The 18,569-nt window shown below is 53.5% G+C and carries 21 protein-coding genes; 10 read left to right on the top strand and 11 right to left on the bottom strand.

The genetic code is table 11. The features are described 5' to 3' along the window. Positions 1-87: 87 nt before the first annotated feature. Genes hemB through BS29_RS02000 form a run of 3 tightly spaced genes read left to right on the top strand, consistent with a single transcriptional unit; the run spans position 88 to position 2,193 of the window. Positions 88-1,089: a porphobilinogen synthase gene (gene hemB / locus BS29_RS02010; protein WP_229955523.1), complete on the top strand. Its 1,002-nt coding sequence runs from the start codon at positions 88-90 to the stop codon at positions 1,087-1,089. Then, entirely contained in the window at positions 1,082-1,639 is a 558-nt protein-coding gene (locus BS29_RS02005) for a GNAT family N-acetyltransferase (protein ID WP_229955521.1), read from the top strand. Before hemB ends, BS29_RS02005 begins: the two co-directional genes overlap by 8 nt. Next, complete coding sequence (locus BS29_RS02000; RefSeq protein WP_229955519.1) at positions 1,636-2,193, top strand: gamma carbonic anhydrase family protein; 558 nt, start codon at positions 1,636-1,638, stop codon at positions 2,191-2,193. Before BS29_RS02005 ends, BS29_RS02000 begins: the two co-directional genes overlap by 4 nt. Before the next feature lie 5 nt (positions 2,194-2,198). On the opposite strand, the gene BS29_RS01995 is transcribed toward BS29_RS02000, so the two are convergent. Together BS29_RS01995 and BS29_RS17455 are read right to left on the bottom strand one after the other, a co-directional pair. Further along, the gene (locus tag BS29_RS01995) at positions 2,199-2,717 is read right to left on the bottom strand and encodes a hypothetical protein (protein WP_229955517.1); all 519 of its coding nucleotides are present in this window, start codon (positions 2,715-2,717) and stop codon (positions 2,199-2,201) included. Between the two features lie 10 nt (positions 2,718-2,727). Beyond that, positions 2,728-2,859, bottom strand: coding sequence for a hypothetical protein (locus BS29_RS17455; RefSeq protein ID WP_268255408.1), 132 nt, complete (start codon positions 2,857-2,859; stop codon positions 2,728-2,730). 98 nt (positions 2,860-2,957) lie between these two features. On the opposite strand from BS29_RS17455, the gene rplU reads away from it, so the two are divergent. The 3 genes from rplU to BS29_RS01980 all read left to right on the top strand — a co-directional run bounded on the left by rplU (position 2,958) and on the right by BS29_RS01980 (position 4,555). Next, the gene (gene rplU, locus BS29_RS01990; protein WP_229955515.1) at positions 2,958-3,506 is read left to right on the top strand and encodes a 50S ribosomal protein L21; all 549 of its coding nucleotides are present in this window, start codon (positions 2,958-2,960) and stop codon (positions 3,504-3,506) included. Between the two features lie 3 nt (positions 3,507-3,509). Then, complete coding sequence (gene rpmA, locus BS29_RS01985) at positions 3,510-3,779, top strand: 50S ribosomal protein L27 (protein WP_108811240.1); 270 nt, start codon at positions 3,510-3,512, stop codon at positions 3,777-3,779. A gap of 224 nt (positions 3,780-4,003) precedes the next feature. Further along, positions 4,004-4,555, top strand: coding sequence for a GNAT family N-acetyltransferase (locus tag BS29_RS01980; RefSeq protein ID WP_229955513.1), 552 nt, complete (start codon positions 4,004-4,006; stop codon positions 4,553-4,555). A gap of 2 nt (positions 4,556-4,557) precedes the next feature. On the opposite strand, the gene BS29_RS01975 is transcribed toward BS29_RS01980, so the two are convergent. The 4 genes from BS29_RS01975 to lnt all read right to left on the bottom strand — a co-directional run bounded on the left by BS29_RS01975 (position 4,558) and on the right by lnt (position 9,304). Next, complete coding sequence (locus tag BS29_RS01975; protein ID WP_229955511.1) at positions 4,558-5,520, bottom strand: metal-dependent hydrolase; 963 nt, start codon at positions 5,518-5,520, stop codon at positions 4,558-4,560. A gap of 188 nt (positions 5,521-5,708) precedes the next feature. After that, positions 5,709-6,404: a tRNA (guanine(46)-N(7))-methyltransferase TrmB gene (gene trmB / locus BS29_RS01970; RefSeq protein ID WP_229955509.1), complete on the bottom strand. Its 696-nt coding sequence runs from the start codon at positions 6,402-6,404 to the stop codon at positions 5,709-5,711. A gap of 28 nt (positions 6,405-6,432) precedes the next feature. Further along, a complete protein-coding gene (metK, locus tag BS29_RS01965; RefSeq protein WP_229955507.1) occupies positions 6,433-7,644 on the bottom strand; it encodes a methionine adenosyltransferase in 1,212 nt (403 codons plus the stop codon). A 70-nt stretch (positions 7,645-7,714) separates the two neighbouring features. Further along, the gene (lnt, locus tag BS29_RS01960) at positions 7,715-9,304 is read right to left on the bottom strand and encodes an apolipoprotein N-acyltransferase (protein ID WP_229955505.1); all 1,590 of its coding nucleotides are present in this window, start codon (positions 9,302-9,304) and stop codon (positions 7,715-7,717) included. 299 nt (positions 9,305-9,603) lie between these two features. Here lnt and BS29_RS01955 point away from each other — a divergent pair, with 299 nt between their 5' ends. Beyond that, positions 9,604-10,284 (top strand): hypothetical protein, encoded by a 681-nt coding sequence (locus BS29_RS01955; RefSeq protein ID WP_229955503.1) that lies wholly within the window; start codon positions 9,604-9,606, stop codon positions 10,282-10,284. Beyond that, on the top strand, positions 10,274-10,702 hold the full coding sequence (locus BS29_RS01950) for a VOC family protein (RefSeq protein ID WP_229955500.1): 429 nt from the start codon (positions 10,274-10,276) through the stop codon (positions 10,700-10,702). Before BS29_RS01955 ends, BS29_RS01950 begins: the two co-directional genes overlap by 11 nt. Here BS29_RS01950 and BS29_RS01945 read toward each other — a convergent pair. Beyond that, positions 10,685-11,812, bottom strand: a complete 1,128-nt coding sequence (locus tag BS29_RS01945; RefSeq protein ID WP_229955498.1) for a sigma-54 interaction domain-containing protein — start codon at positions 11,810-11,812, stop codon at positions 10,685-10,687. The two genes, BS29_RS01950 and BS29_RS01945, sit on opposite strands and share 18 nt — an antisense overlap. A gap of 128 nt (positions 11,813-11,940) precedes the next feature. Continuing rightward, positions 11,941-12,537 (bottom strand): TetR/AcrR family transcriptional regulator, encoded by a 597-nt coding sequence (locus tag BS29_RS01940; RefSeq protein ID WP_229955496.1) that lies wholly within the window; start codon positions 12,535-12,537, stop codon positions 11,941-11,943. A gap of 71 nt (positions 12,538-12,608) precedes the next feature. Between BS29_RS01940 and BS29_RS01935 the strand changes: the two genes are divergently transcribed. Further along, the gene (locus BS29_RS01935) at positions 12,609-13,517 is read left to right on the top strand and encodes a metal-dependent hydrolase (protein WP_229956919.1); all 909 of its coding nucleotides are present in this window, start codon (positions 12,609-12,611) and stop codon (positions 13,515-13,517) included. 629 nt (positions 13,518-14,146) lie between these two features. Here BS29_RS01935 and BS29_RS01930 read toward each other — a convergent pair. The 3 genes from BS29_RS01930 to BS29_RS01920 are packed head-to-tail and all read right to left on the bottom strand — an operon-like array spanning position 14,147 to position 16,399. Next, the gene (locus BS29_RS01930; protein WP_229955494.1) at positions 14,147-15,235 is read right to left on the bottom strand and encodes a hypothetical protein; all 1,089 of its coding nucleotides are present in this window, start codon (positions 15,233-15,235) and stop codon (positions 14,147-14,149) included. 57 nt (positions 15,236-15,292) lie between these two features. Then, entirely contained in the window at positions 15,293-15,850 is a 558-nt protein-coding gene (locus BS29_RS01925; protein ID WP_229955492.1) for a hypothetical protein, read from the bottom strand. Positions 15,851-15,886: 36 nt separating this feature from the next. After that, entirely contained in the window at positions 15,887-16,399 is a 513-nt protein-coding gene (locus BS29_RS01920; protein ID WP_229955490.1) for a hypothetical protein, read from the bottom strand. Between the two features lie 239 nt (positions 16,400-16,638). Here BS29_RS01920 and BS29_RS01915 point away from each other — a divergent pair, with 239 nt between their 5' ends. Then, positions 16,639-18,561: an alpha/beta hydrolase family protein gene (locus BS29_RS01915; protein ID WP_229955488.1), complete on the top strand. Its 1,923-nt coding sequence runs from the start codon at positions 16,639-16,641 to the stop codon at positions 18,559-18,561. The last annotated feature ends 8 nt before the right edge of the window (positions 18,562-18,569 follow it).

The following is an 18,569-nucleotide window of genomic DNA, read 5'->3' as shown; positions in this document are numbered from 1 at the left end:
AAATGTAAATTTTTGATCAGTCGCTCCAAGCATTTCAAATTGCTATTTCAATTGCCCTATGGTGCCGCCACTCTATATTGAACTTCCATGACCCAAGATCCTGCCTTCCCCCGCACCCGACTGCGCCGCACGCGTGCTTCCGCTTGGAGCCGCGCTATGGTTCGTGAGAATTTATTGACGCCGGCTGATCTCATCTGGCCGTTGTTTATTGCGGATGGGAGCAACGTCGAGGAGCCAGTTACCTCACTACCGGGCGTATCGCGATGGTCAGTAGACTTGATTGTTGAGCGCGCAAAGGAGGCGCGTGATCTAGGCATACCCTGTATTGCCCTGTTTCCCAACACGCCATCCAACAAACGCAGCGATGACGGCGCAGAAGCGCTAAATGTCGACAATCTTATGTGCCGTGCAACCAAGGCGATAAAAGATGCACTGGGCGATGATATTGGCGTGCTCACCGATGTCGCGCTCGACCCCTATACTACTCACGGGCAAGACGGTTTGATCGATGCAAGTGGTTATGTCGAGAATGACCGGACGCTTGATATGTTGACCAAACAAGCGTTGAATCAGGCCAATGCCGGGGCCGATATTATCGCACCATCCGATATGATGGATGGGCGGATCGGCGCTATTCGTGATACGCTGGAATTGGCGCACCATCACAATGTTCAAATCATGTCCTACGCTGCCAAATATGCAAGCGCCTTTTATGGCCCTTTCCGCGATGCCGTAGGATCTAGCGGTACCCTGAAAGGTGACAAGAAAAGCTATCAAATGGATGCTGCCAATAGCGATGAGGCCATGCGCGAAATTGCCATGGATATTGCTGAAGGTGCAGATAGCGTGATGGTCAAACCGGGCCTCGCCTATCTCGACATTATTTACCGCGCCAAGAACGAATTCAACGTGCCGGTTTTCGCCTATCAAGTATCAGGAGAATACGCACTGGTTGCCGCGGGCGCCGCCGCTGGCATTGGCGATCGCGATGCCTTGATGATGGAAAAGCTTGTTGCTTTTAAACGCGCTGGTTGTTCCGGCATATTGACCTATTTCGCCGCCGATGCGGCCCGGCTGCTTCATGAGTGACATTATCGCGGAAACTGAACGATTGCGTCTGCGCAATTGGCGAGACGAGGATATTGACCCGTTCATGCAATATCTCAACACGCCCAAGGTTACGCGTTGGCTTGGCGGCGTACAATCACTTGAAAAATTCCTTGAAGCGGTTGAACGGATCAGAGGCTATGACCGTGATTTCGGCCACACCTTTTGGATTGTGGAGAGAAAATCAGACAATGCTCTGCTCGGCTTTTGCGGATTGAAGCGCGTTAATGCGCCGCAACCCAAACTGACCGGCGCTTATGAAATAGGCTGGCGGCTGCGCGAAGATGTCTGGGGGCAAGGCTATGCAAGAGAAGCCGCTACCGCCGCCATGGACCTTGCGTTCAAACACCACAAAGCGCCTTTCGTTGTGGCATTGACCGTTCAGGGTAATGAACCCTCGCTGGGTCTGATGAAAAGGCTGGGCATGACGCACAAGCCTGAACTGGATTTTCATGATCCCAATTATGGGGAAGAGCTGAACCCGACCATTGTCTACCGAATCGAAGCCAAAGACTGGAAAACCGACGCATGACCGACCCTCTTATCCTGCCTTTTAATGGCAAAACGCCCAAAATTCATGAAACAGCATTTATCGCCCCGGGCTGCAAAATTATCGGCGATGTGGAAATCGGGCCAGAATCCAGCATCTGGTATAATTGCGTGATCCGCGCGGACGTCAATTACATCAAAATTGGCGCACGCAGCAATATTCAGGATGGTACCACCATTCACTGTGACAGTGCCACACCAGCGACACCCAACGGCCATCCGACAATTATCGGGGATGATGTGCTGGTCGGCCATATGGTCATGCTGCATGGTGCGACACTCGAAGACCGGGCTTTTGTAGGTCTGAGCACGACTGTCATGGATGGCTGCGTCATAGAAGGCGATGCAATGTTAGCGGCGGGCGCAACCTTGACGCCCAATAAGAGAATCCCGACAGGACAGCTTTGGGCTGGCTCACCGGCAAAATATATGCGCGATCTGCCCGAACCGGCAATTGCAGGCATGCGGATGGGCGTTGCGCATTATGTCGAAAATGCCAAAGTCCACAAAGCCGCCGTAGAGGCTGCCCAAAAATAGAGCCTTTAGCGCAAACCAGATTTAAGCTTTTCGATTTCCTGTTGCTGATTGGAAACTTGAGCTTCAATGCGCTCACGCGATTTTGCGATAAGAGCCGCTGCCCCTTTTTCTTCCCCGGAAAATTCCTGATCAAGCCGCTGCATATAAAGCGCATCCATATCCGCCAGTGCCGATATCGAGGGACTGCGATCCGTTTCGAGCGAAGATAGCTGCACCTGCGCCACCACCCACGATTCGCTGGATGGTGCGGCGCCGCGTGCTGCCGATACGCTTTGCTTCACTTTGGGCAAATCACCCAGGAATGCCTGATGGGCTGCATTGCTCTGCCGAATAGCCGCATCAACGGCGTTTCTGAGCGCGACGGGAAGCGTAGCCATCTGGGCCGGTGTCGGCGCAGCCGTATCTGTTATGGCCGGGGCATCCTCATAGGGTCGTTTCGCAAGGGACGGAAAATCCCCTTCTTGCATAGCGCAGGCGGACAAGGAGAGGCCGAGAACCAGGATCAGAAACAGGGAAATTTTCATAGATACATCTTTAGGCCGTGGTTTTTGTTGCGGCAATGGCCTTTGCAACGGAATGAAGTGTGATAGCGCCACCACGAACGGCGAGGGCAGATGAAAGCAGAAACTTGCCTAAAAATCGCCCAATACCGGTTGACACAGCCATGCCCATCTAGTAGCTGCGCACTCTTTCCAGCGTGAGCCGAGAGACTCGCGTTTCCTTGCTTGCGCGCTGGAACCACAAGATTGAAACGGAAAAATGCCATGTTCGCTATAGTGCGCACCGGCGGTAAACAATATCGTGTTGCCGCAGGAGATATAATCGCAGTCGAAAAACTTGCTGGTGAAGCAGGTGATTCGGTAACCCTTGATGACGTTTTGCTGGCTGGTGACGGCGGCGATATGAAGGACGTCAAAGGTTTGACCGTGGCTGCTGAAATTGTTGCACAGGAAAAAGGCGAGAAGGTTATCATCTTCAAGAAGCGCCGCCGGCACAATTATCGCCGCAAAAACGGCCATCGTCAGCAGCACACCGTGCTGAAGATCAATGCCATCGGTGCTGCCAAAGCTGCCAAGAAGGCTGCTCCTAAAAAGGAAGCTGCTAAACCTGCGGATGCGAAACCAGCTGCTGAAAAGAAAGCTGCGCCTGCTAAAAAGGCCGCTCCGGCCAAGAAAGCTGCAGCGAAGGCACCAGCGAAAAAAGCAGCGCCTAAAAAAGCCGCGGCCAAGACCGAAGCAAAACCAGCTGCAGCCAAGAAGGCTCCAGCCAAAAAGCCAGCTGCTAAAAAGCCAGCTGCGAAGAAGAAGGACTAAACCATGGCACATAAGAAAGCAGGCGGTTCCTCGCGTAACGGCCGTGATTCAGAAGGCCGCCGTTTAGGCGTCAAAAAATATGGCAGCGAAGCGGTTGTGGCCGGCAATATTATTATTCGCCAGCGCGGCACAAAGACCCATCCGGGTCGCAATGTCGGTATGGGCAAGGACCACACCCTATTTGCGCTCATTGATGGCAAAGTGGAATTCCACAAGGGCAAGCTCGGCCGCAAATATGTGTCTGTCGACGCCATGGCGGAAGCCGCCGAATAACCGGACAATCGATAACGGGTTGTCCTTTGAGGGATGACCCGGATGGTTCAAAAAGAACCACCAGATTTCAGGGAGAGGGTCACCCCCTCTCCCTTTTTTTGTCTCTCCCTGCCGAAAATGTCACTGCGTTGTCATCGCTCCATTGTAGAGGGCGGTCAAACCAACGCAGGGGCGGTTAAATTTTTGACTCTGGTCGAACATGATCAGAAAAACGGAGAGTCCCGATGTTTGCTAGAACGCCAAGATTATTGCTCAGACCCGGTTGGCCCGAGGATGCTGACGCACTGTACAAAGCAATTAATGACGAGGCGATTGTCCGCAACTTGGCCAGTGCCCCGTGGCCCTATAACCGGGATGATGCTGACCAGTTCCTGTCGCTTCCCTACAACCCCAAAAGCCCACGCTGGCTGATATACCGGCGAACGGCTGGCGCGCCTTGCCTGGTTGGCACTTGCGGTATCGACCAGATGGCCGATGGCAGTATCGAACTGGGCTACTGGATTGGCCGGGACCACTGGGGTCTGGGCTATGCTACCGAAGCAGGTCGCGCTGCGCTGGAGACAGCAAAGGCCCTTGGATATCGCGAAATAGTGGCAAGCCATTTCGTCGATAATCCGGCGTCGGGTAATGTCCTGACCAAACTTGGCTTTCGCCGGACGGGCCGGACCGAACCTCGGTTTAGCAAAGGGCGTAATCGCTCGGTTGCAGCGGTTGAATTTCAGCTGTCCCTGGAAGGCGATATGGAAAGCGATGTCATGCGACCGCTCGCCGCGTAAGGCTATGCAACTTTATTGAGACGTTTCTTGACCTTACGCTCGCCCAAGGTGGCAATGGTATCGTCCTGATCCGGTTGGTCCATGATCGCGGCTTCATACTCGCTTTCAGCCAGCTGGATCAGGTCGCGATCATCCTTGTTCCAGGGATGAAAGCCGGGCAGGAAAAATTGAAACCATGGCAATAAGGTCCGCCGAAATGGCGCTGGACTGACCAAGGCATAGTGCAAGAAACCAAACCAGGCACGTGGACCGGAAATACCATCCTGCCGCAACAGGTCAAAAATGCCTTTGGTGCGGTTTTTGGCAAAGCCCATTGAAATGCGAACCATGAACACGGATTTGGTGGCCCAGCGTCTTGCCCGGCTCCAATCCCTAGTGGCGTGCAGCCAGGTATCATAAGCGACACCCTTATGCTCAACCTCTTCGGATGCATGCCAAAGCCACATTTTGCGCTGCTCTTCGTCGGCATCATGAAAATGCTTGGGATTGGCGATAAATTCGGCAGCCATGATGGCAGTCAGATGTTCCAGGCAAGTGGTCGCTACCAGCTGCATGATAAGCGGCATGCTGGCGATATTGTCGATGACGTCGGTCAGCGTCTGTTCCAGACGGGAAGTATCAAAGTCAGAATCTTCGATATGCTTGTTGAAAAACAGATGCTCACGGCTGTGGACCGCTTCTTGTTGCACAAAGCCGCGAATTTCCCGCGCCAGTTTTTCCGGCACTTCGTCGCGATATTGCTTGAGGACCTTCATGAAGAAGGTTTCGCCCTTTGGAAAGGTAATCGACAGCGCGTTGAAAAAGGCTGTCGCATAGGGGTCGCCGCCAACCCAGCGCCGGCGCTCCATTGCCGCATTGGCAAAGTGCCGGTTGCGGGATTGAATATTCAAATCAGCCGGGGTTGCGCTGCCCGCTATTGCGGGCTGGGCGTCTGCCACGTCAGTATCTGGTGAAATGCCGCCCATTCCTGTGCGTAACCCCCTAAAATATCCAAAAGCTGTGCGACCCGGTTTTTGGTTAAGCAATCTATAGATTGGGAGGGTTAACAAAATGCCTACGGCGGCGAATAAATTCGGGGTTAACTCGCTGTTTACAAAGCAATTCAAATATAGATTGCAGTAAAACGACGTTAACGGGAAACCGCGCTACACACTCATCTGCGTTGGTAGCGGAAATACCAGACTTCATGCCCTTGTCGGCGGGCTTTGGCCTCATAACGTGTTTCCGGCCAGCCTCCCGGACGGATCATCCAGTTTTTTGGGCTATCGCAAAGCCAGTTAAACTCATTGCGTTGATTCATGATCATCATCGCCCATTCCAGATAGACCGGATGATCGGTGCCGAACCGGAATTCACCACCGGGCTTTAGTTTGGCCGCAATCATGTCAACCGGACCGTGGTTCATAAACCGCCGTTTTGCGTGACGCGCCTTGGGCCAAGGGTCGGGGTGCAGCAAATAGACAAAGCTCAAGGTCCCATCGGGTATGCGTTCCAGCACGTCCAGCGCATTGCCCATATGCAAGCGAATATTGGGCAGGACCCCTTCACGGATATGCTGTAATGCTCCGACCACCCCGTTCAAATAGGGCTCACAGCCAATGAAGCCGTGATCGGGCAACATGTCCGCCCGCGCCGCCATATGCTCGCCCGCGCCAAAGCCAATTTCAAAATGCAGTGGCCGATTGTCGCCAAATAGCGATGCAGAAGATACCGGTCCCTCTGTCGGCACGCTGATCTGCGGCAACAGTTTCTCGACCAGTTCCACCTGTCCTTCGCGCAGGGCATGGCCTTGCCTGCGGCCATAAAGCTGGCGGATAGTGGTCGGGTCTTGATTCTGTTTGCTCGTCATGCGGCGCGGTTAGCAGCCCTGACGAAAATTACAAAGCCGCTTTTAGAGCATCCACCAGGTCGGTCTTTTCCCATGTGAACAGATCACCATTGGGCTTGCGTCCGAAATGTCCATAAGCAGCCGTCGGACTATAGATTGGCTTGTTGAGACCGAGATGCGTCCGGATGCCTTTGGGCGTCAAGCGGACCAGTTTTGGCAGGATTTCCTCAAGCTTTTCTTCGCTCACCGTTCCGGTGCCGTGTAGGTCGACGTTGATCGAAAGCGGCTCTGCCACACCGATCGCGTAAGACAGCTGAATCGCACAGCGCTTGGCCAGACCGGCAGCGACAACATTCTTCGCCAGATAGCGTGTGATATAGGCAGCAGACCGGTCGACTTTGGTCGGGTCTTTGCCAGAGAATGCACCGCCGCCATGCGGGCTTGCACCGCCATAAGTATCCACAATGATCTTACGCCCTGTGAGGCCTGCGTCACCATCCGGGCCGCCAATTTCAAAGCGTCCGGTAGGGTTTACGTGAATGACGGTATTGTCGGTGATAAAACCATCTGGCAGCACCGAATGAAACACACCCATGACATATTCGCGCAGCTCTTCATAAAGCGCTGGATTGTCACTGTCCTTGTAATAGCCAGGCGCATGTTGTGTCGAAACGACTAGTGCGGTCGCTTCCACCGGCACTTCATTAACGTAGCGCAGTGTTACCTGGCTCTTGCTGTCGGGCTCCAGAAACGGTGCTTTTCCGCTGTGACGATCGGCTGCCATCTGTTTCAAAATCTGGTGGGAATATTGCAGCGTTGCCGGCATAAGATCCGGTGTTTCATCGCTGGCATAGCCGAACATGATGCCCTGGTCACCGGCACCTTCATCCTTGTTGCCGCTTTCATCGACACCCTGCGCGATATGCGCGGACTGCGGGTGAAGGTGATTTTCAAAGGTCAGGTTCTGCCAGTGAAAACCTTCTTGCTCATAACCAATTTTCTTGACCGTATCGCGAACAACCGTCTGGATTTCTTCCTGCGCCCCGGGGGCCCAATTGCCATCGGTATCGATCATGCCTTTGCCGCGTACTTCGCCGGCCAGAATGACCCGGTCCGTCGTCGTGAGGGTTTCACAAGCCACGCGTGCTTCTGGGTCTTTGGACAGAAACAAATCTACAATCGCGTCGGAAATCTGGTCTGAAACTTTATCAGGATGTCCTTCGGATACAGATTCGGATGTGAAGATAAATTCTGAGCGCATGGTGTTTCCTACTATTTGGTCGCCTGGGGGTGCGTTATCTTTGATATAAAGAAAGGTTTATATGCGCCTCTTAGCGGGCACGAAGCCGGATGGCAATGGCACAGATCAGCAAAATGAGTGCAAGGCCCAGCGGCAATATATTTCCATGGCGCGCGAACAATGTGGGATTTTCCGGGGAGGGAAGTTTTGTATCAATTCTTCCCGCCTGACCCATTGGAATATGCTCTACTATCTTGCCCTTACTTGTGATCACCGCTGATATGCCGGTTGGCGTTGAGCGAATGATCGGCAGACCTTCTTCGATTGCCCGCAGCTGCGCTTGTGCGAGATGTTGCGGCGGCCCCCACGCACCAAACCAGGCGTCATTGGAAGGGTTGAAGATAAAGTCGGGGCGATTGGTCTGGTCGACCACCTGGCCAGAGAAGATAATTTCGTAGCAGACTTGCAAACCGGCTTTGCCAAATGGGCCCACCTCCAAGGATTGCGGTCCCGGCCCCGGCCAGAAATCAAAATCGCCTGGTGCGAGACGCGACAGGCCAATGGCCGAGAGCAACGGCCGCATCGGAAGATATTCGCCATAGGGAACCAGATGACTCTTGTCATAGCGGCCAAGCAAATTTTGATCAGCGTCCATCGCAAAAACACTGTTCCGGGCACCAATGGCTCGCCTTTCATCCGGCGCACCAGTATCACCAAATTCGAGCTTCAGCGCACCGAGTACCAGAATATCGCCGGGCTTCATCAGGCCGGTTAGCTGCGCTCTTACCATTTCCGGAGGACGCCCGTAATAATAACGGCGCGGGTAACCGGTTTCGAGATAATCGGGAATGGCCGCCTCGGGCCAGAATAATATTCGAGGTTCCTCTTCCGGGCGGACAGTCAGTCCTGCCAATTTGGCAAGATTCTGCTCTTCATAACCGGCCTGCCATTTATCCTGCTGTCCAATATTGGGTTGAACGACCGTGATGTCAGGCTGTTCTCCTTCATTGGGAAGGTCATCACCGCTGCCGATCCAGGCCAAGGTTCCAGCGCCAATGGCAATAATCGCGAGATCAAAGGCGCGCCGGACAATTATCCGCCATTGCAGGGTTATGATCCCGCCAATCGCAGAACCCACCAATCCTGCAACCGCAATGACCACACCGGATAAACCATAAGTACCAATGGAACGGGCGCTCAAAGCATGTCTGGCATCAACCGCGATCACGCCCAGCGGGTTCCAGATAAACCCGCTAAAAACCCAGCTGCGCAACCATTCGGTGATGATCCAGAAACCGGCAAAAGCCAGAATGAAGGCAACCGGCCTGCCCTTGCCCAAAAGCCAGGCGCCCAATGCTGTCAATGCCGGATAAACGGCCAAATAGAGGGACAGCAGAACCACTGCAATATAGCCAAGCCATTCGGGCATTGCCGCCTGAAAGGTAAAGGCCTTGGCAATCCAATTGAGCCCGACAACAAAATGCCCCAGACCAAATAGCCAGCCTGAATAGAAAGCTGCCTTCCGGCTTTCGAGGCTATCTACAATCGCGATCCATAAGGCGAGTGCCAGCAAGCTGAGCGGCCATAGGCCCAAGGGCGCGAATCCGGTTGCGGATAGCGCGCCCGCAAAAAGAGACAGCCAGAACGGATATTTGTGAAATAAGTTGGTCAGAATAGGCACCGGCGGCTTTTGCCGTTTTCAGGGCGCAGGTTCAAACATTAATTGCCAGGCGCCCTTCGCTCGTTCATGTTAACAACACCCTATCTGAACCAGATTATACAGGTTCGACACAGAATCGACCCAAAAACGCAGCTCAGTTTATCAATTTCGGACATTTGCGCAGTTCAGCAGACCGTGTTCCGTAACATATCGCCGCCGCTCGAATATCATTTTGTCGATGCTGTAGGAAAGCACTATCCAGCAATTGTTGTTTGCTGCAAACACCGATGCCCCGCTATAAGGCCGGCATGGAAAAAATAATGTTGATATTGCTAGCGCTGGCACAGCCCACCCCGGCCCAAAATGAACCGGCCGTTACGGCGTTAACCGAAGTCCACAAAAGAGACCTGTCTTGCGTGGCGGCCTTTGCCATTGTCGCTTCGGAACAGGAGCGCGGGATCGAAAGCGCGCTGGCTTATCCGTTGCTTGCCGAACGCGGACGGCTCTATGCCGGCCAAATTGGCGAGCGCGTCATGATGGAAACAGGACAGTCGCGTGAACAGGTGCGCGATGCGATTTTGGCAGCGGTTGCCGACCAGCAGGCGAAAGTTCAAAATGTCGCTGAACCCGACCAGGTTGTTGAAGCAGAAATGGCGAAATGCCTGCCGTTGCTGGACAGTGAAGTTGCTCCCAAACCGAAGCCGTCTCTCAATCAATGTGCTGCGATGCTGCAACTGGCTTATGAGACCGTTTACGCCCGGGAAAAATTATCGAAGAAAGCGCAGGATCTGAAGACCCTCGCCTTTGTCCTCGACAGCCGCGCCCGCGAAAAAATGCGCGGTGAAGGCAAGAGTGGCTCCGAAAGCGACATCATTCTGACCCAGGTGCGCGAAGAAATACAGGCATCAGAACAGGACCCGCGCGAGACATCTAAAATGGATATTGATCATTGCTTCGCGCTGGCCGCACCCGAAAAGAAAGGGCAGAATTTTGAACACTGAACATCGACCATTTCATCTCGCCTTTCCGGTCGACGACTTACCTGCTGCAAGGCAATTTTACGGCGAAGTGCTGGGTTGTGCAGAGGGCAGAAGCAGCGACTGCTGGATCGATTTCAATCTTTATGGCCATCAGATTGTTACCCATCTCGATCCCGATGCAAAGCGGCACAAAAGGACCAATCCCGTGGATGGCGAGAATGTTCCCGTGCCGCATTTTGGCGTCGTCCTGACACCAGATCAATGGGATGCATTGGCAGAAAGGCTGCAACAACATGGGACCGAATTTGTCATTGCGCCCACGGTTCGTTTTCGCGGCGAAGTCGGGGAACAGGCGACCATGTTCTTTCTCGACCCCAGCGGCAATGCATTGGAGTTCAAAGCTTTTGCCAATGATGATCAGCTATTCGCGACGCACTAGCTCTGATCGGTGATCGGTCAGCGCCATTTTGCGCACAATTTTATGGCGGCGCATCTTTTCGACAAAGGTCGTCCGGCGCAGGCTGACCAGATGGGCGGCTTCCGCAACCACGCCCTCTGCCATTCTGAGGGCGGACAACAGATATTTTCGTTCTTCCTGCATCAGATGCTTTTTAAGATCAAAGCCGTCCCCTAGCGTGCCGCGATCATAGCTGTTTTCATCAGTCGTCGTGCGAAATGGCCGCACCTCGCCGCCGCCGGCATAGCTTGATGGCAGTGCGTGGCGATGATGTGTCGGAGCATTGGATGCACGGCGACGGAAGAGCGACGAGAGCTGACTTTCAGATATCATTACGCCGGGGAAAAGAACCACAGCCCGTTCAACAATATTGCGCAGCTCTCTGGCATTGCCCGGCCAGGCGTAGTTTTCCAAAGCATCCATTGCTTCGGCCGAAAAACAGATTTCCTCACCGCCAATTTGTTTGATGAAATGACGGATTAGCGGCGCGATATCTTCGCGGCGATCCTTCAGTGCGGGAATATCGATCGGGAAAACCGAAAGCCGGTAGAACAGATCTTCACGGAAACGCTTGGTGGCAATGGCTTCCTCCAGATTTTGATGGGTGGCCGATATGATCCGCGTATCAATGGCAATGGATTGCGTTCCGCCAATCCGTTCAATCTGTTTTTCCTCTAGCACCCGCAGCAGTTTGACCTGCATGTCAAAGGGCATGTCGCCGATTTCATCAAGAAACAACGTGCCCTTGCTGGCATCCTCAAACTGCCCCTTGCGCTGCGCTATGGCGCCGGTGAAGCTGCCTTTTTCATGGCCAAAAAGCTCCGATTCCAAAAGATCACGGGGAATGGCTCCGCAATTGACACCGACAAATTTTTCCGCCGACCGCGCAGAGCATCGGTGGAGGGCCTTGGCGACCACTTCCTTGCCGCAACCGGAAGGCCCGGTAATCATGACCGGTATGGTCGTCGCCGCTGCATGACGGATCAGGCTGCGCACCTCTTCAATCGCTGCACTATCGCCGATCAGGTGAAGAGCGGGATCATCAGGATGCAGCATTCGTGCATTGCCGATGGAATGGGGGTTATGTTCCATAGCCTTTCCCTGTCGTTTCAAACTGGGCTTCTCTTGCGAGAGCTATGGGGCTCTTACATGTAAACTATCGTAAAATATCGCGTAACTTGGTCCATTTTATCGAGCAAAATGGTTGGATTTGCGCTTCCTTAAGCGCCGTGTTCTGCTTTCCAGCGGTCCAGCGCCTGTTGCAATTGGATCTCGGCCAGATCGCGTGCGCTGTTGCGCGGCAGCTCCAGCGAATCTGCAAGCCGCTCCCCGATCAAGGCATCACCCAAAGCCATCAGCACCAGCGTCAATGTGTCCTGATGCATTTCGCGATCTTCGTGACCACCCTCGCCAAGCTCATCAACCAGCGCATGAATCGCGTCGACTATCGGATCGAGTGCATCTTCATTACCGGTGAGCAACATCCACGAAGACAAAGCACCGGCGCCCTGCTTGTCAAAGGCGTCAAAGGTCAGATCGACAATATCGCGCACGGATCCCTCACCGGTACGAGACTTCAGCACCGCCTCGGCAATCGACCCGCAAACCCGGTCTGTCAGATATTGTGCCAGAGACTTTTGCAGCCCTGATGCAGATCCGAAATGATGGAGAAGATTGGCATGTGTCCGGCCAATCCGGGCCGCGACGGCTTTCAGCGTGACCGCCTGAGGTCCGGCTTCGATCAACAGATCGAGTGCGGCGGCTAAAGCCATACCGCGGCTTTCTTCAGGAGAGAGGCGTCGTTTAGCTATTGACATCTATGTAAGTAACCCTAATATCTACTCGGCAAGGTAAACAATTTTTTGTGTAAAAGCGAACTCTTATGAACATGCCCCTTATGAAGAAGCCGGGCAGCGTGCAAGCCCGACCGGCAACAATTGATACGCCGACCCCGAAAGATCACCAGATCACACCGCGCGATCGCCGCTTTGGCCGAGATCCAGAGCATCAACCGGGCCGCTGGTGGTTGAATGACGATCCTGTTGCTACCGCCTTTTACAACGCTCTGTCCCTCACTTTTCCGCGCGGCGAGGCCTTTTTCATAGAGAGCGTGAAATCCTTTCGCGATGTGACCCCCGAAAAATTGCAAAAAGAAATTCGCGCCTTTGTAAAGCAGGAAATCATTCATACCCGCGAACATGTTGCGTTAAACCGCCGGGTTGAGGAATCGGGCTATGACACCAGCCGGATCGAGAAACGGATTACCGAGTCGCTTGAATTGACCAAGGGACGGCCTGCCATTGCCAATCTTGCTGCGACGATGATTCTCGAACATTTCACAGCAATCATGGCGCAGCAATTTATTGCCAACCCTCAGCATTTCGCCAATGCCGACAAGGAAACCGCCGATCTGTGGCGCTGGCACGCGCTCGAAGAAATTGAGCATAAGGGCGTCGCCTATGACACCTGGCTCTATGCGACCAAAGACTGGTCACGGTGGCAGCGCTGGAAAGTGAAGGCGCTGATGATGCTGATCATCACGCGGAATTTCTGGACCAATCGCTATAACGATACGCTAGACCTGCTGGCTCAGGATGGCATTAGCGGGTTTCGGACAAAGATGCGGCTGATACGCTTTCTCCTCTTCAAACCCGGTGTTGCGCGCAAAATCATCGTGCCTTGGATCAAATTCTTTCTGCCCGGTTTTCATCCGTGGAACGAAGATGATCGGCATTTGATTGATCTTGCCGAAAGCGAATTTGAAGCCGCTCTGCCAGATGGTGCGCAGGCGATATAACACCGGCTCTTCCCCGTTATCGACATCTATAAGGGCCATGATGCTCTATGTTACAGTCGCGTGCCTTTCGGGTGCGAAACTATGCCGACGAACACATAGTTTCCGACCGCAACTGGCAAATGCCTCCAGTTTACGGATCGCAGCCGGTGCTATATATTCGAAATAATCAAACCGTCCGGTCATCTTAGTTTCAACCGGTTTGCTTGTAGGTGCAACCCATGGTCCAAAAGTCCAATTCCAAGCCATCTAAATTCTATTATGTAGCGCTATTTCCGATGTTGCTCTTTCCCGCTGCGCTGGGATATTATTATGAGGCGTTAAGCGTCTTCATCATCGTCGCAATCATGCTCCCATTCCTTAATTCCAATCGATCATTTGTCTTGCTATTTGTATCAGCAGCTGTCGCAAATCTGGCCTTTTTCCTGAAATATACCAATATCCCAGGGTTTACGTTCACGATGATTATAGCTGCAACTCTTCTCATCACTTCGCTTATCGTCTCTGCAAATCGCGAATTTGATCTAAAGAGGCTGCTCGGAAGCAAACATAGGAATGACCAAATTTCTTGATATTGGCCAAACAGTTATTGGCCAAAGCCCCTTATAAGAACCTGTCCGGCCAGTCAGCAATCATTCCTCCGCCTTCATACCCGCTCCACGAACTTTCAAAGTCACCGCCTGCCCGACCCGATCACAGCGTTCGGCGATATCCTGTTCAGCGGTGAACATGCAGACCGTACGGACATGGCCGGCTGGGCCGAAGCGCATGATTTGGCGTAGGGACATTTCCCGCTCTTCCTGATCAATACCCTTGCCAGCGATCAGGACATCGCCATCTGGCTCCACATCAGTGCTTTCTACCTGCACATCCTTTAAGGTTAGCGTTTTCATAGCATTGAGTGCCAATTGCATGCGCTCATCTTCGCTCAGCGCGCCGACGGAGGGATTGCTGCCCAGGCTGGACGCAATGATAACCAGCGGCTGCGACGCGTCTGTCACCACATCCTTGGGGCCATCGGTCAGGATCAATCCACTGCCTGCCAGCGTCCGCACCGCTCGGAAATCGGCACGCTCTGCGACGGTGAACGGTAGCCGGGATATCTCGTCCTCCAGCGATCCGCGCGGCTGAAACCGAACGGAGTTAAGCGTATCGCGTATCTGCGCATCCGTGTAAGCCTCGCTCGTCACGGGAAGCTGCACGGTGATCATCGCGGTAACTTCTGCGCCCTGTGCGATCATCACCCATTTGCGATAGGCTATGCCCTGCTGGGTCTGCGTGCCCGTCGCCAACAAGGCCTCTACATCACTCGCTAAGGTCAGTTTTTGCACCGGGCCCGTGACTGCCATGCGCGCCGACAGCGTTTCGGCGTTAAATTGCGGGGCAATCTCTGCATAGGCTTCTCGCGGGAATTCAGCGATCAATATCGATGCGCCTTCCTCGCTGTCTTGAAACCCGGCAAAGCTGTCTGCTTTGGTCATGGCCCCAGGCGGTTCCAAACCAACCGCTCCTTCTCCCGGAAAAACCACGGTGCCTGCCCATGCGGGTGCGACGGCAAATAGACTCAGGAGCCAGAGGGCCAAACCCAGTAACGAGAATGCGTTGGCGGCCTGTGGTTTTGGATGGGTAGGCATGGGCAGATATCCTCTTTCCCCGAACGATATATCACTATCAGGGCGCCACCGGACAAGCGCAAGACCCAATTGCTTCGGTTTCATCATCCGCCGACGGGTGTTGCAAAAGACCGGACCAGCTGAGCCTGTCCCATGGTAGCGCTTTTACCGCACCGGGGCGGTCTCCGTTTCCTCGCCATCATCAGTGCCCATGCCTAACCATGCCCCGGCCGCGGGAAGCAACAGAAATAGCAGGCTTTCCAGCGCCCAGAACAGTTTGATCCGGCCAGGGCTAACCTCCACATCCACCCGAAAGCCTCTACTGGCCGTATAGCCAGACCCGTCAGCAATTTCCCAAATCACTTCAAAAGCATGAACCGGACCACCAGCAAACAGGGCCATAGCCGTGTCATAATCGGCCTGCGTCCAGAACCAGCCGAACCACATCATCACGAGGCACAGCAATCCGCCCGGGATCGCGACGATCAAGCGAGCGATGCGCGATGTGCCGGTCATGGTAAAAACGCCAAAAACAAATATGACGGCGATCAGAAGAAAGAGAAGATCAACCACAACAACCGGGAAAAAGGCAGCCGCTGCGCCATAACCAAGAGATGCGGCAGCACCAATGATCAGAGCAAAAAAAGCACCCATTATCGATATAGTTTTCCCCGACACATCGCCTTCTTCAATCCCGGATTCAAGGCTTGTCTGGTTCGTCATAATAGTCTTTCTCTCGATAGGTGAGGGGCTGGCCCATCAATGCTGGGGTGGGGTTTTGCGGAAACGCAAGGTTCGCAAGGCAGCCTGCATGGCAGCGTTGGAATAGAGCGCGCTGTCCGCCGCCGCGCGCGCAAATATTATGGCCAGCAAGTCGGCATCGCGCGCCGCCACGGTCCAATAGCGCTGGACGATGCCATCGCGTTTTTGGATGTAGGTCAGCACATGCGCTTCCACGCCGTCGGCCAGTTTCCAATATTGTATCGGGCTGTCTATTGTTTTGTCCGACGGCACCTTTTCGATTTTACCAAATTCCGAAAAGGATCGGTCATGTGAACCGTTGCGCGGTTCGGCAAAGATACTGATGATGGCATCCTGCGCCACATCCTCGAATATCGGAAGAGCAACATGCGCTTTCATGGCGCCCGGTGGCTTTAACCCAACCACGCTATTTGGTGGGAAAATCACATCCTCGGCGAGCGCGGGAAGCGCGGGAAGCGCATGAACAAGACAGAATGCCGCTGTGATCAGTATATTTAGGGGGCGCATCATCTTACTTTCCGGTTGATCTACCCGATGCCCGGAAACCCTGCATCAGGTTCAAACAGTTCGCGCCCCGATGCGCAGATAGTCTGACAACGGCTATTTAATAGCATGCAGCCGCCCCGTCACCCGCGCTGGCCGGAACTGTTAACCCGGCTGGTTTTTAAAGCGTGACTTGATAGGAGCACTGGCTTAGCTCTATTTCAGCTATACTGTTTTATTTGAACTACGACATTCGGGGGCGAATAATGGGGCGCTATATTTCAGTTATCAGTGTATTTATCATACTGATATTTGCCGGCACATCTTCTCCAACACGGGCACAAACGCCGCTGGAACATTTCGCTGCGCTGCCATTGCTGAACAGTCCGAAACTATCACCTTCCGGAGATCGCTATGCCGCCTTGATCGCTGCCGGCGGCAGACAGATTTTCATGATTTCTCCGATATTGACTTCCGGCCCCAAGCGCGTGGCCTTGGATATTGGCGAATTGGACATGAGGAACTGGCGCTGGGTCAATGAAGATTGGCTGATCGCAAACATTGCTGATGTGAAAAAAGTGCAAGGCCAGGATTGGCTCGTCACACGCGCTGTCGCGATCAAGGCTGATGGCAGTTCCACCAAGGTTCTTGTCCGGCGTCAGGCGGCCCAAAATGGTGGGGATATATTATGGACTGCAAAAGATGGCAGACCGGAAATCCTGCTCGGCTATCAGACGTCGATCTACTCCAACTATGCTGGATTTTGGGCACAGGTTGATCATATCAATCTGGAAACGGGTAAAAAGAAAACCGTCGTAAAACCGAAAGTCGGCGTGCAAGACTGGTATGCCGATCAAAACGGAAATGTCAGGATGGGCATTGGTCGCAGTAACAGCAGCTTGACGTCCAGACTCTATTATCGGGAGAAAAACGGCAAGTTGTTCAAAGTCATGGATCGCGCCAAACGGAAAAAGGGAGAAGGGCTGACAGTTCCTACCCTGTTCCTCGCTGAACCTGGCAAAGCATTGGTGTTTGATGACAAAGATGGCACCGATGCACTTTATGAATATGATCTCAATAGTTTGACAATCGGCGAAAAACTGCATGCTGTAGATGGGTATGACATTGACTACATCCTGACCAATGCCGAGGGCAACGGCCTGATCGGCTATGGTTATACCGATACGCGGCGCAAAGTCGAATGGCTCGATCCAACACTCAAGGAGTTGCAACAGGCGCTGGACAATTCTGTGCCGAACCAAACGGCCAGGATCATTTCAAGGAACCGGGATCATACGCGCTTCATCGTGTTTGTCGGCAATGCGTCTCGACCCGGAAAATATTATCTGTTCGATACCCGTTGGGGCCAGATGAAAAAAATGGGTGTGGTCAACGACCATCTTGAGAATAGAAGCTACGCCCCTGTGAAGACGATCCGCTACAAAGCGCGTGACGGCCTCTCGATAGAAGCTATTCTGACTGTGCCAAAAGGAAGGGCAACCGAAAATCTGCCGCTGATCATGATGCCGCACGGCGGCCCGTTTGCCCGAGACCGAGAGAGCTGGGACTGGTGGGCACAGTTTTTGGCGGATCGCGGCTATGCCGTTTTGCAACCCAATTATCGTGGATCGTCAGGATATGGCGTTGCCTTTGCCTTGAAAGGTGAAGGCCAATGGGGTCTGGCAATGCAGGATGATCTGGATGACGGTGTGAAATGGGCAATTGAACAAGGCATTGCCGATCCTGAACGCGTATGCATTGTTGGTGCATCCTATGGCGGTTATGCAGCCATGCGTGCGGCGCACCGCAATCCCGAAATCTATAAATGTGCCATTTCTTATGCAGGCGTGTCCGATTTACAGGCGATGGTAAATTATGACCGACGTTATCTGAATAGCAAATGGAGCCGCACCTGGGTTAAAGAACAGGCTCCTGATTTACGCAGCGTCTCACCGATTCACTATGCCAGCGAAGTCCAGGTACCGCTGCTCCTGATGCACGGCAGGAAGGATCAAAGGGTGAAGGTTAGCCAGAGCAGACGTTTTGCCAAAGCCCTCACAAAAGCGCAAAAACCCTTCCGCTATGTCGAACAGGAAGAAGGCGATCACCATTTCTCGCTGGAGGCAGACCGCGTGCAATTCTTGCAGGAGATGGAGGCCTTTCTGGCGCAGCACATTCCAGTGAATTGATAGATGGA

It is taken from the genome of Parasphingorhabdus litoris DSM 22379 (genome assembly GCF_020906275.1).
Lineage (GTDB): Bacteria > Pseudomonadota > Alphaproteobacteria > Sphingomonadales > Sphingomonadaceae > Parasphingorhabdus > Parasphingorhabdus litoris.
This window is presented reverse-complemented; position numbering and strand designations above follow the sequence as displayed.

Bases quoted from the DNA above. Each gene is read 5' to 3' on its own strand.
- BS29_RS01925 (WP_229955492.1), bottom strand. From the start codon at position 15,850: ATGACGAACCAGACAAGCCTTGAATCCGGGATTGAAGAAGGCGATGTG.
- BS29_RS02005 (WP_229955521.1), top strand. From the start codon at position 1,082: ATGAGTGACATTATCGCGGAAACTGAACGATTGCGTCTGCGCAATTGG.
- BS29_RS01975 (WP_229955511.1), bottom strand. From the start codon at position 5,520: ATGGGCGGCATTTCACCAGATACTGACGTGGCAGACGCCCAGCCCGCA.
- BS29_RS01930 (WP_229955494.1), bottom strand. From the start codon at position 15,235: ATGATGAAACCGAAGCAATTGGGTCTTGCGCTTGTCCGGTGGCGCCCT.
- BS29_RS01920 (WP_229955490.1), bottom strand. From the start codon at position 16,399: ATGATGCGCCCCCTAAATATACTGATCACAGCGGCATTCTGTCTTGTT.
- BS29_RS01995 (WP_229955517.1), bottom strand. From the start codon at position 2,717: ATGAAAATTTCCCTGTTTCTGATCCTGGTTCTCGGCCTCTCCTTGTCC.
- BS29_RS01940 (WP_229955496.1), bottom strand. From the start codon at position 12,537: ATGTCAATAGCTAAACGACGCCTCTCTCCTGAAGAAAGCCGCGGTATG.
- BS29_RS01980 (WP_229955513.1), top strand. From the start codon at position 4,004: ATGTTTGCTAGAACGCCAAGATTATTGCTCAGACCCGGTTGGCCCGAG.
- trmB (WP_229955509.1), bottom strand. From the start codon at position 6,404: ATGACGAGCAAACAGAATCAAGACCCGACCACTATCCGCCAGCTTTAT.
- BS29_RS02000 (WP_229955519.1), top strand. From the start codon at position 1,636: ATGACCGACCCTCTTATCCTGCCTTTTAATGGCAAAACGCCCAAAATT.
- metK (WP_229955507.1), bottom strand. From the start codon at position 7,644: ATGCGCTCAGAATTTATCTTCACATCCGAATCTGTATCCGAAGGACAT.
- BS29_RS01945 (WP_229955498.1), bottom strand. From the start codon at position 11,812: ATGGAACATAACCCCCATTCCATCGGCAATGCACGAATGCTGCATCCT.
- rpmA (WP_108811240.1), top strand. From the start codon at position 3,510: ATGGCACATAAGAAAGCAGGCGGTTCCTCGCGTAACGGCCGTGATTCA.
- BS29_RS01915 (WP_229955488.1), top strand. From the start codon at position 16,639: ATGGGGCGCTATATTTCAGTTATCAGTGTATTTATCATACTGATATTT.
- BS29_RS17455 (WP_268255408.1), bottom strand. From the start codon at position 2,859: ATGGCTGTGTCAACCGGTATTGGGCGATTTTTAGGCAAGTTTCTGCTT.
- rplU (WP_229955515.1), top strand. From the start codon at position 2,958: ATGTTCGCTATAGTGCGCACCGGCGGTAAACAATATCGTGTTGCCGCA.
- BS29_RS01955 (WP_229955503.1), top strand. From the start codon at position 9,604: ATGTTGATATTGCTAGCGCTGGCACAGCCCACCCCGGCCCAAAATGAA.
- BS29_RS01935 (WP_229956919.1), top strand. From the start codon at position 12,609: ATGCCCCTTATGAAGAAGCCGGGCAGCGTGCAAGCCCGACCGGCAACA.
- hemB (WP_229955523.1), top strand. From the start codon at position 88: ATGACCCAAGATCCTGCCTTCCCCCGCACCCGACTGCGCCGCACGCGT.